This window comes from Paraburkholderia sp. JHI869 (genome assembly GCF_038900775.1).
Taxonomy (GTDB): domain Bacteria; phylum Pseudomonadota; class Gammaproteobacteria; order Burkholderiales; family Burkholderiaceae; genus Paraburkholderia.
This window is the reverse complement of record NZ_JAYMSC010000009.1, coordinates 210,455-222,094: the sequence shown is the minus strand read 5'-3', so window position 1 is coordinate 222,094 and position 11,640 is coordinate 210,455. Positions and strand designations below refer to the sequence as shown.

General features: G+C 60.5%; 10 protein-coding genes. 5 read left to right on the top strand and 5 right to left on the bottom strand.

The window, feature by feature from the left end; all coding sequences use genetic code 11:
* Position 1: 1 nt before the first annotated feature.
* Entirely contained in the window at positions 2-1,261 is a 1,260-nt protein-coding gene (locus VSR72_RS17900; protein ID WP_342953677.1) for an aromatic ring-hydroxylating dioxygenase subunit alpha, read from the bottom strand.
* Positions 1,262-1,496: 235 nt separating this feature from the next.
* Here VSR72_RS17900 and VSR72_RS17895 point away from each other — a divergent pair, with 235 nt between their 5' ends.
* Complete coding sequence (locus tag VSR72_RS17895; protein ID WP_342953676.1) at positions 1,497-2,423, top strand: LysR substrate-binding domain-containing protein; 927 nt, start codon at positions 1,497-1,499, stop codon at positions 2,421-2,423.
* 58 nt (positions 2,424-2,481) lie between these two features.
* On the opposite strand, the gene VSR72_RS17890 is transcribed toward VSR72_RS17895, so the two are convergent.
* The 3 genes from VSR72_RS17890 to VSR72_RS17880 all read right to left on the bottom strand — a co-directional run bounded on the left by VSR72_RS17890 (position 2,482) and on the right by VSR72_RS17880 (position 6,849).
* The gene (locus tag VSR72_RS17890) at positions 2,482-3,534 is read right to left on the bottom strand and encodes a proline racemase family protein (protein ID WP_342953675.1); all 1,053 of its coding nucleotides are present in this window, start codon (positions 3,532-3,534) and stop codon (positions 2,482-2,484) included.
* A gap of 105 nt (positions 3,535-3,639) precedes the next feature.
* Positions 3,640-4,590 (bottom strand): ABC transporter substrate-binding protein, encoded by a 951-nt coding sequence (locus VSR72_RS17885; RefSeq protein WP_342953674.1) that lies wholly within the window; start codon positions 4,588-4,590, stop codon positions 3,640-3,642.
* Between the two features lie 585 nt (positions 4,591-5,175).
* Positions 5,176-6,849: an electron transfer flavoprotein-ubiquinone oxidoreductase gene (locus VSR72_RS17880; RefSeq protein WP_342953673.1), complete on the bottom strand. Its 1,674-nt coding sequence runs from the start codon at positions 6,847-6,849 to the stop codon at positions 5,176-5,178.
* Between the two features lie 249 nt (positions 6,850-7,098).
* Between VSR72_RS17880 and VSR72_RS17875 the strand changes: the two genes are divergently transcribed.
* The 4 genes from VSR72_RS17875 to VSR72_RS17860 are packed head-to-tail and all read left to right on the top strand — an operon-like array spanning position 7,099 to position 10,589.
* Entirely contained in the window at positions 7,099-8,286 is a 1,188-nt protein-coding gene (locus VSR72_RS17875; RefSeq protein WP_342953672.1) for an FAD-binding oxidoreductase, read from the top strand.
* 10 nt (positions 8,287-8,296) lie between these two features.
* Complete coding sequence (locus VSR72_RS17870; protein WP_342953671.1) at positions 8,297-8,893, top strand: HutD family protein; 597 nt, start codon at positions 8,297-8,299, stop codon at positions 8,891-8,893.
* A 16-nt stretch (positions 8,894-8,909) separates the two neighbouring features.
* Positions 8,910-9,659, top strand: coding sequence for an electron transfer flavoprotein subunit beta/FixA family protein (locus VSR72_RS17865; RefSeq protein WP_342953670.1), 750 nt, complete (start codon positions 8,910-8,912; stop codon positions 9,657-9,659).
* A complete protein-coding gene (locus tag VSR72_RS17860) occupies positions 9,660-10,589 on the top strand; it encodes an FAD-binding protein (protein ID WP_342953669.1) in 930 nt (309 codons plus the stop codon).
* A 77-nt stretch (positions 10,590-10,666) separates the two neighbouring features.
* Here the strand turns inward: VSR72_RS17860 and hutG are convergent, their stop codons facing one another.
* Positions 10,667-11,464 (bottom strand): N-formylglutamate deformylase, encoded by a 798-nt coding sequence (hutG, locus tag VSR72_RS17855; protein WP_342953668.1) that lies wholly within the window; start codon positions 11,462-11,464, stop codon positions 10,667-10,669.
* Positions 11,465-11,640: the final 176 nt, after the last annotated feature.

Here is an 11,640-nt window from a genome sequence, read left to right as displayed (position 1 = left end):
CTCAAACTCCGTGCGCTTTCAGCTTCGCGTCGTACCAGCGCGAGAACTGGTCCAGCGCGGCCTCCGTGAAGTTCGAAAAAGGCCCCGGAATATAGGCCGGATCCTGCGTTCCCGCATGCGTGTTCCCAACGAGTTCCGCGTCCTGGGTCGTCGTCGCGACCCACACCTCAGTGAGCTTTTTCAGGTCGTAATCCACGCCTTCAACCGCGTCTGCATGGACTAGCCAGACCGTGCGCACGAGCGTCTTGTCGGGTGCGAGGGGCAAGCTATACGCGATCACGGCATGGTCGCTCATCACGTGAGTCCACGAATGATGGCCCCACATGTGCACGTCGCCGAGATCGCGGCGCTCCACGCCACCGAGCAGCTTCGTGCAGGCCACTTTCGTGTCGAGCGTCTGCGATTCGTTTGCACCCGAGATGACGAGCCGCTGAGTGCGGAAGTTGGTCTCCACGCTTTCGTCGAGCGCTTCAACGGTGCCGCAAACATAGCCGTCTTTTTCCCAGTTCTCCAGGCACGCCGAATTGCGTTTCAGGTAATCGTCGTAGGCCTGCAGCGACTCTTCGCTCTGCCCGTCCGGACAAAAGCCGAAGTCTTCCGCAAGAAACGAGTTCGTCAGCTCGGGGTGTGTGCCCGCGCAGTGGTAGCACTCGCGGTTGTTTTCCATCACGAGCTTCCAGTTGCCGTTTTCGACGATCTCCATTTCATAGGCGATCTTCGTTCGCGTCAGGTCGTATGGCGCGAAGCGCGGGGCCATCACCGTCTCGAGCTTTTCGAAGTCTGCGGGCGGTTCGTCGGCGAGGCAAACGAAGATATGCGCGCCCACCGTCTTCACGTGGACCGGAATCAGGCTGTGACAGCTCGCGTCGAAGTCTTGGCCCATATGCGTCGAATGCTTGAGGCTGCCGTCCAGATCGTACGTCCACTGGTGGTACGGACACACGAGCATCCCGACGCTCGCCTTGCCGGCCTTCTTCATGATGCGCGAGCCGCGATGACGGCAAACGTTGCGATAGGCACGCACGTTCTCGTCGTCGTCGCGCACGATGATGATCGATGCACGGCCGATATCCACTGTGTGAACGTCGCCCGGCTCCGGAACGTCGGCCGTCACGCCAACCAGAATCCAGAGCTTGTGAAAAAACACCTCGACGTCCGTTTCGAACACATCCTGACGCCCGAACAATTCACCGGGCATCCCGTGTCCTTTCTTGCGGCTATCGATTAGTTCGCGGTGCGTTTGAATTTGAACTTCAGACATGGCGGGCCTCTTGATGAGAACGTTTCATAGCGCGTGGGACGCTGATATGGCGTGAAGTATTGGACCGTCAAATTGCACCGTCAACGCGCTTTATAAGCTGCTTCACATTCGTTTAAATCATGCGAAAATGCCCGCGGAACACGGGGCACGAAATGGGCCCGGCGGCCCGATTAACAGGGGATAGCAGGCCAGGGTTTCCCCTTGAAAAAGATGCTCACGACAGATGTGAATGCGGATGAAAACCACCAAAGCAACGAAAGGCTATCGTCGGATCGTTCCCTCGCTGACTGCCCTGGTCGAGTTCGAAGCCGTGGCGCGCCTTGGGAGTTTCACCTTTGCCGCGAGCGAACTGGGCGTCACGCAGTCCGCCGTGAGCCGGCAGGTCAGGTTCCTGGAAGAAACGCTCGGCGTGCAACTCTTTCATCGGTTGCACCGCTCAATTGATCTGACGAGTGAAGGCGAAGCGCTATACGTGGTTGTCGCCGAGTCCATGCAGAAAATCGCAGGCGTGTTCGACCGGCTGGTAACCGGAACCGAGCAAAGAGAACTGGTGCTGGCTTCGACCGCTGCGTTTTCGCAATTCCGGCTCTTGCCGCGCCTCGCGAAACTGAAGAAGCTCGATCCCCCTTTGCAACTGCGCTTGTCTACCGACATGTTTACGGCGGACCTTCGGCACGTAGAGGTCGATGTCGCCGTGCGCTATGGGGACGGCAACTGGCAGGACGGGACTTCGACCTTGCTGTTCGATGTCGAAGTCTTTCCCGTATGCTCGCCGGCGTTCCTCGAGGAATACGGCACACCTCGCTCGCTCGATGACCTGGCGAAGATGGCGCTCGTGGAGTCGGACGCGACGTCCGAAGGATGGATGGGCTGGAACGAATGGTTTCGCGCAGTCGGGTACCGGCCCGCGCGCCTGAATAAAGTGTTGCGATGCAGCCTTTACACGGACGCCATTCAGGCCGTGCGCTATGGACAGGGAATCGCGCTGGGCTGGAACCGCCTGGTCGACGACCTGCTGCACTCAGGGGACCTGGTGCGCATCGACCTCGCGACGTTCCGGCCCAGCGACGCCTATTTCGTCGTGGTTCCTCACGGCCGGACCATCACGCCGGTCATCACGCAGCTAATCGAGTGGCTGCGAGGCGACCCGGCGCCGCGCTAGCACGACAGCCCTGCGACCGCGTGGACCGCCACACGCGCAGGGCATCATCGGCAATCTGTCACGCCCAGATATCGCCTACCGTAAAGCCGTTGACGAAGGGATCGTCCGGGTCGAGCACATAGGTGTTGTATCCGTAGATCCACGAACGGCCTGAAATGGTCGGCACGACGGCCTTGATTTCGTCGATTGCAACCTGCTGCACGAGGCGCCCCGTAAACACGGTGCCGAGTATGCCCTCGTGACGGAACGGCTGATTCAGATCCAGTTGCCCCTTGGCAAAAAGCGTCGCCATCTTCGCGGACGTTCCCGTTCCGCATGGGCAACGATCGATCGCGCCGGTCCACGTGGCGGGGTTATCGAAATCGATCTCGCCACTGGCCACCGTCACCGCATTCTTCCAGTCCGCGTTCGGGTTCGTGGTCGGGCCGGAGAGCTGCGCGATCGTAATGCCGTAGCCGGGATAGTGCGGATGCTCGACCGGCAACTGCTCTTGAGCGGCTTTGAGAATGAGCGCCGAAATGCGCGTGATTTCCCGGCCGTGTTCCGGAATGAGTTCGAGCCCCTTGAATTGCCGCACGTCGGCGATGACATAGAACATGCCGCCCCAACCCACGTCGACCGTGACCTTGCCGATATGGGGCACGTCGATCACGGTATCCACATAGGGCGCGAAGGCGGGCACATTCTTGAACGTCACCTGCGTGACCTTGCCGTTCGCGCACTCTGCGCGAATCCCGATCAATCCCGCCGGCGCTTCGAGCTGGAACTCGGTGACGGGTTCCTGCATCGGCAACATGCCGGTTTCGAGCAGGACCGTGGCGACGGAGATCGTATTGCCGCCGCTCATCACCGGATACTCGACCTGCTCCATGATGATGTAGCCCGCGGCGGCATCCGGATGTTTCGCCGGTACGATCAGGTTGCAGCAAAGCGGAGGATAGCCGCGCGGCTCGCGCAGCATGAGCTTGCGGATCTGATCGTCGTTCTCCCGGAGCCACGTCATCTGCTCGTACACGGTGTTGCCCGGAATGTGCGGCACGCCGCCGGTGATCACCCGCATGGGTTCGCCGGCGTGAGTTTCAACGGCATGAAAGGTGCGCTTGAAAGTCATGGTTCTCTCTAATGCATTCGCGAGGTGTCGCAGCGCTCAGACACGGCCAGGTGCACGCCCGGCGCCTTGCGTCGAGAATGCACCCGTTTGCGACATGGCGTCGATTTACTTGCTGCCGAGCCAGACGGCGAACTTCTGATTCAGGTCGTCGCCGTGATCGGCCCAGAAGTTGACGTCGACATCGACGGCGTTTTTCGTGTTCGACGGATTCGTCGGCAGATACGGTGTAACCGCGGGGTTGATCAGCGGAATCGACGACTTGCGCATCGGGCCGAGCGCCGTATCGGTCGAGAGTTTCGCAAGCTGTTCGGTCGACGTGGCGAACTTCACGAAGTCTTCGGCAGCCTGCAGGTTCTTCGTGCCCTTGACGATCGCGTAGCCTTCAATGTTCTTCACCTCGCCATCCCAAAGGAAGCCGAAAGGCTTTTTGTCCTGTTCGACAGCCACCCAGATACGGTTCGGATACGCACTCGTCATCGTCACTTCGCGGTCGGCGAGCAGTTGCGGCGGCTGAGCGCCTGCCTCCCACCACACGATAGACGGCTTGATGGTGTCGAGCTTCTTGAACGCGCGGTCCACGCCGGCGGGAGTCGCGAGCACCTTGTACACGTCGGCGGGTTTCACGCCGTCGGCCAGCAGCGCCCATTCCAGTGCGCCTTCCGGCGACTTGCGCAAACCCCGCTTACCGGGAAATTTCTTGAGGTCGAAGAAGTCCGAAATCGCGGTCGGCGTCGTGCCTTTGAACGCATCCTTGTTGTACGTGATCATGGTCGACCACGCGACGTTGCCGACCATGCAGTCCGACAGGCCACCCGGCAGGAAGTCGGACTTTGCCGGCGTGCCCGTTTTACCCGCAGGCAGCGAAGCGGGATTCACTTTCTCGAGCAGGCCTTCGTCGCACGCGCGCGCGGCATCGGCCAGCTGCATGTCCACGACATCCCACGTGACGTTCTTCGTTTGAACCTGGCTGCGGATCTGTGCGATGCCGCCGTTGTACGTATCGACCTGGACGTTCGTTCCAGTTTTCGCGGCGAACGGCTTCGTTGCCGTGGTCACCTGCGTGTCCTGATAGGACCCGCCCCAGCTGGCAAACATAAGGTTGCTGGCAGAGGCGCTCGTACTGGCCATGGCGACTGCAGCAAGAGCCACAATCTTCGGGGTCAACTTCTTGTGCAGTTCCATTCCATACACTCCTTGACGACGTCAAATGACGCGCTCTGCGTCAATCGCTTTCAGGTTAAAAAAGACATCTCATGTCACACAGCCACGTATTAAGAACTGATTATTTCGTGATCCTTACTAATTAAATAACCTTGCTCCCCGCTCGATCGTTGGTGCCCATCCTTGACTCTGTCCTTCGTCCGTTAGGGGCAGACTCGACTGACGACCCGCGTACGGCCCGGATTCCCCTGCACCAACATTGAACAGTGGTTCAGTTAAGTCCGGGCAAAGAGAGCTCTTGAACGGCATAGTAGCGCGTCAAATTTGTTTGCAACGCGTAATTTTTACGTTTTTTGGCGATTTCCCCGATAACCCAGGGAAAATCACGATGCCTGGTCAGCCATCATATTGAACACCCGTTCAGCTCGATTATATTGAGCATCACCGCCCCTTATGAACACACCCAAGTCCGGCGTGCCGCTACATATTTGGGTAGTTGGGCCCGCCGCCTCCTTCCGGCGTCACCCATACGATGTTTTGGGTGGGGTCCTTGATATCGCAGGTTTTGCAGTGCACGCAGTTTTGCGCGTTGATCACCAGTTGGCTGCCACCAGAGCCATGACGCGTGAACTCATAGACGCCCGCGGGACAAAAGCGTGACTCCGGTCCGCTGTATACGTCGAAGTTGACCCGCACCGGCACAGACGAGTCCTTCAAGGTGAGGTGCGCCGGCTGGTTTTCGTCGTGATTCGTATTTGAGAGGAACACCGACGAGAGCCGGTCGAATGTCAGCTTGCCGTCCGGCTTCGGATAGACAATCTCCTTGCATCGATTCGCAGGCAGCAAGGTCTGATGGTCCTCATGCTTGTGGTGCAGCGTCCAGGGCACCCTTCCGCCGAGCACCTTTTGTTCGAGGCCTACCATCATCGTGCCCGTGTACAAGCCTTTGCTCATCCACTGCTTGAAATTGCGGGCGCGATGCAACTCGTCCCTGAGCCACGAGCGCTCGAACGCTTCCGGGTATTCGCGTAGCACATCATTTTGGCGACCACCGGAAACGGCGCTGAACACCGCTTCAGCCGCCATCTTGCCGGTCGCAATGGCCGCGTGACTTCCCTTGATGCGCGAGGCGTTCAGGAAACCCGCCTCACATCCAATGAGCGCGCCGCCTGGAAAGACCAGCTTGGGCAACGACATCAGCCCGCCTGCCGTAATGGCGCGCGCACCGTAAGACAGGCGCTTGCCTCCTTCGAGAAATTTGCGGATCTCCGGGTGCGCCTTGTAGCGCTGGAATTCCTCGAACGGAGACAAGTACGGATTCGTGTAGCCAAGGCCGACCACGAAGCCCACCACGACCTGGTTGTTATCGAGGTGATAGAGGAACGAACCGCCATACGTGTCGCGCTCGAGCGGCCATCCCGCCGTATGAATCACGAGGCCTGGCCGATGCAGCTTCGGGTCGATTTCCCAAAGCTCCTTGATGCCTAGCCCATAGACCTGTGGATCGGCGCCTTTGCGCAGTTCATAGCGTTCCATGAGCTGCCGGCCCAAGTGTCCGCGCGTGCCCTCGGCAAAGAGCGTGTATTTCGCGTGCAGTTCCATGCCGAGCTGGAACGCGTCGCCGGGGTTGCCGTCTTTGCCGATGCCCATGTTGGCGGTGGCGACGCCACGCACCTCGCCGCGTTCGCCATAGAGCACTTCGGCCGCGGGAAAGCCCGCGAATATCTCCACGCCGAGCGCTTCAGCCTTCTGGCCCAGCCACCGGGTGACATTGCCGAGGCTCACGACATAGTTTCCGTGGTTCTTGAAGGTATCGGGCAGCAGCCAGTTGGGAACACTTCGCGCGCCCTGCTCCGAGAGAAAGAGAAAGCGGTCTTCCGTCACCTCGACGTTCAACGGCGCGCCCTGCTCCTTCCAGTCGGGAACGAGTTCAGTCAGTGCCCGGGGGTCCATGACCGCGCCTGAAAGGATATGAGCCCCGATCTCGGAGCCTTTCTCCAATACGCAGACGCTCACGTCCTGGCCTTCTTCCTGGGCGAGCTGCTTCAGGCGAATCGCCGCCGACAACCCCGCAGGACCGCCGCCAACGATGACGACGTCATACTCCATGGATTCGCGCGGACCATATTGCTCAACGAGGGACTGTGTATGCATGTCGATAACCCTGTGGCGCAACGCCGAATGCGTCACGTGCAGCGCATCGTAAGACCGAAAAAATTTGCGTCCCCATGAGATAACGCGTGCTTATGCTCCACACAACGATGTGTTGCATTCGCCGCCCGCGCCCACGCGCCAGAACGGATGCTCGCTTTTGCTAAAAATCGCCCGCTCTTATATTGGCGTGCGGCCCATTCATCGCCGTCACACTGAGCTCACGACTTGACCAACGAAGGAAGCGGAATCGTGAACTCATACGATGTGGTGGTGATTGGCGCGGGAGTAATCGGCAGTTCGGTAGCGTTCCAGCTTTCGAAGCTCGGCGCGAAGAACGTTCTGGTGCTCGACCGCGGAACGATTGGGGCCGGAACGACTTCGCAGTCATCGGGCATTCTCCGCACGCACTACTCCGTCAAGGAGAACGTGGAGCTTGCGCGCAAATCGTGGGATGTCTTCAACAACTTCGCCAACTACCTGGGCGATGATGAAGCATCGTGCGGCCTCGTGAAGTGCGGCTACATGATCGTTGCGAGCGAAGGCGACAAGCTCGAGCCGCTGCGTGCGTCGCTCGATCAGCAGAAGGAGCAAGGCATTCCGCTCGAACTGCTCAGCGCGCAGCAAGCGAAAGAACTGCTGCCCATCGCACGATTCGACGATGCCGCGCTGATCGGCTACGAGCCGGAGGCCGGATTCGCCGACGCGTACCTGGTCGCCACGAGCTTTGCGCGCTCCGCGCGCCGCGGCGGCGTGACGATCCGCGAGAATGCATCGGTCAACAAGATTCTCATTGAAGGCAATAAGGTCGTTGGCGTCTCGACCAGCATCGGCGACTTTGCGACTTCGATGGTCATCAGCACGCAAAACATCTGGACTCCGGAGCTTTCTGGCTGGACGGGCCGCGCGCTGCCCATCATGCCGGAACGCCACGCCGTACTGGCGCTCGAATGCGACGCCGCCAAATACACCTTCACCATGCCGGTCTTCAAGGACCTCGCCTCCACCGGCATGCTGTACTACCGAAGCTACGGCGGCAGCCAGATGCTCGTGAGCGAAGGCGTGGTTGGCGAAAAGCTGAACACGGCGGAAACCGAGCAGGGCGACATTCCGATGGATTACGTCGTCGAAGTCGGCGCACAGGTCGCCGAACGCTTCCCCGAGTACGAGACCGCGGGCATTGCCTCCTCGTGGACGGGCGTGTACGACGTGACTCCCGACTGGAATCCCGTGCTCGGGAAACTCCCGGGCATTGAAGGGCTGGTCGTGGGCTATGGCTTCTCGGGCCACGGTTTCAAGCTCTCGCCCACCGTGGGCCGCGTGCTCGCTCAGGAAGCGCTGGGCTTGCCGACCGATGTTTCGCTCAAACCGTACTCGATCGAGCGCTTCGAAACGGGTGAACTGCTCACGGGCAAGTACGGCCTTGGCGCGGTGTCTTGAGGCGCCGGGTATGTCGGCAATCGAAGTGCGTTCGGTCGACTCGCTGCCTGTGGAGCGCTGGCGAAATGGCGGCGGCGTCACGCGGACGATTGCGGCGAACGGAGCCCATTGGCGCATCAGTCTCGCCGAGGTGGAACGTAACGGGCCCTACTCGCGATTCGAGGGCATCGACCGGCTCTCTTTCGTGCTGCGCGGCGCAGGCGTCATGCTGCGTGAAACGGATTCTGCTGTGATGCTCAAGCCGTTCGAAGCCGCCGGGTACGACGGCGGCGCGCAGTGGAACGCAACGCTCATCGACGGCCCTGTGACCGCACTCAACGTCATGACCGCCAGGGGCCGTTACCGCGTGACGATCAGGGCGATTACCGAGCCGGTCAGCGTATTGCGAGGTTGTTCGGTCGCAGTCGTCGCGCTCCAGGCTGTATGCGCGTGGCGTACCAGCGATGGTGATGCAGAGGGCAATGTCGAAGCGAATCAGTTTCTGATCGCCGAAAACCTGGATCGCGCCATCCAGTTCTCGCCAGTTGTTCCCGCCATTGACGAGCCACAGCGCAAAACGCTTCCCGTGCTGGTGACCATCGAGCCCGCCGGCACGCAAGAATGTTGAATCTGAGGAAGATGAGATGAAAGTGATTACCGCAGTGAAACGCGTCGTCGACTACAACGTGAAGGTGCGCGTGAAGTCCGACCACACCGGCGTCGACATCGGCAACGTGAAGATGTCGATGAACCCGTTCGATGAAATCGCAACGGAAGCCGCAACACGCCTGAAGGAAGCGGGCACGGCCAGCGAAGTCATCGCCGTTTCGTGCGGCGTTGCCCAGAGCCAGGAAACGCTGCGCACCGCGCTCGCAATCGGCGCCGATCGTGCGGTGCTGGTCGAGACGGACGCCGAGCTTCAGCCGCTCGCTGTAGCGAAGCTACTCAAAGCCGTCATCGAAAAGGAACAACCGCAACTGGTTATCCTCGGCAAACAGGCGATCGACGACGACGCCGGCCAGACAGGCCAGCTGCTCGCGGCGCTGCTCGACTGGCCGCAGGCGACGTTCGCGAGCCACATCGAGATCGAAGGCTCGACTGCGACCGTGACGCGCGAAGTGGACGGCGGTCTCGAAGTGATCGCCCTGCAGTTGCCAGCCATCATCACGACCGATCTGCGCCTGAACGAACCGCGCTACGTGACGCTGCCGAGCATCATGAAGGCCAAGAAGAAGCCGCTCGAAACCGTGACGCCTGCGTCGCTCGGCGTCGATCCTGCGCCTCGGCTCAAGACCCTCAGGGTCGTCGAGCCCGCTGCTCGCAAGGCAGGCGTGACGGTGCCAGACGTGGCAGCGCTCGTCGAGAAACTCAAAAACGATGCGAAGGTGATCTAAATGACGACACTTGTTATTGCCGAACACGACAACGCACAGCTCAAGGCTGCCACGCTTCACACCATCAGCGCTGCGCAGAAGCTTGCCAATGGCGTGCATGTGCTCGTCGCGGGGAGCGGCGCGCGCGCCGTCGCCGAAGCGGCCAGCCAGGTCGCTGGTGTGGACAAAGTCATCTTCGTCGACGCGCCTCATTTCGCCGATGCACTGGCCGAGAACATGGCAGCCCAGGTCGCGGCGCTAGCCAAAGACTATTCGCACGTTTTCTTCCCGGCAACGGCAGCGGGCAAAAACGCCGCCCCGCGCGTTTCCGCCAAGCTCGATTCCGCGCAGATTTCCGACGTGATCGCGATCGACGCCGTCGATACGTTCCAGCGTCCCATCTACGCCGGCAACGCCATCGCAACGGTGCAATCGGCGGACGCCGTGAAAGTGGCCACGATCCGCACGACGGCGTTCGACGCCGCAGCAACGTCCGGCGGCAACGCGCAAGTCGTGGAGGCGCCCGCTGTTGCCGACTCGGGACTATCGCGGTTCATCCGCCGCGAGATCGCAATGAGCAATCGCCCTGACCTCACGTCCGCACGCGTGGTGGTCTCCGGCGGCCGCGGCCTTGGCAGCGCGGAGAACTTCGCGATTCTCGATCCGCTCGCGGAAAAGCTGGGCGCGGCCATTGGCGCATCGCGTGCCGCGGTGGATTCGGGCTTCGCAGCCAACGACCTGCAAGTCGGTCAGACCGGCAAGATCGTAGCGCCGGAGCTTTACGTCGCCGTAGGCATTTCCGGCGCGATCCAGCACCTTGCGGGCATGAAGGATTCGAAATTCATTGTGGCCATCAATAAGGATGCCGAAGCACCTATTTTTGGCGTGGCCGACTATGGTCTCGTTGGGGATCTCTTCAACGCCGTGCCGGAGTTGGTGAAAGCGCTCTAACTTCCGGGCTTCTCAGCAGGACCTTGCCGCCTCGCGCGAGACATCGCGCTATGGCGGCTTTTTTGCGGGTGCGACTTCTACAGATGCTTGAGCGCACCGAGCGCTGCATCAACCATCCCCTGCACGACCGGCTTCACTTTTTCCGCCAGGTCAGGCCGATACTCGAACGGCGCGGTTTCGTTCATGTAAGTCGACTGGCACATCTCCAGCTGAATTGCATGCACGCCATGCTCGGGCCGTCCATATTGGCGCGTGATGAAGCCGCCCTTGAAGCGTCCGTTGTGCACCCACGTATAAGGCTGGTCGGCTAGCTGGGCGGTTACCGCTTCCATGATGCGCGGGTCGCAGCTGAGTCCTGAATTCGTGCCCAGGTTCAGATCTGGCAACTTGCCCTCGAAAAGCCGAGGCAGGATGCTCGCGATAGAGTGCGCCTCCCACAGCAGCACGCGGCCGTGGATGGCGCGCAAGCGCTCCAGCTCCGCCTGCAGCTTCTCGTGGTACGGCCGCCAGTAGCGTTCGAGCCGCAGCGCCTTGTCGGCTTCCGATGGGCCCGTGCCGTTCCGGTAGAGCGGTTCTCCGCGAAAGGTCTCCGTGGGGCAAAGGCCAGTTGTCGTCTGCCCGGGATAAAGACTCTCCCCCGTAGATGGGCGATTCAGGTCGATCACATACCGGGAAATTCTGGCCCCGAGCACAGACGCACCGGCACTACGCGCGAAATCGTAAAGCGTGTCCAGATGCCAGTCCGTGTCGGCTACCTCGCCCGCAACCTCTGTCAACTGCGCGCACACCTCGTCTGGAATTCCGGTTCCCAGATGCGGGATGGAAATCAGCAACGCAAGCGTGCCTTCGTGGAATTCATATACAGCGGTGTTCAAGGTCCGTCTCCTGATTCAAAGATTCGCCGGTCAATTCGATCGGCCCTGCTCCTGAACATAGTGAATCGTCCCCGCAGCGGCCCGAATATCAACCGCAGTGAATCTCGTCATAAGAGGGTTTGATCCTGGCCGCGATGGATTTTGTCCAGGTCAATCTTCACCGCAATGTCACGGTG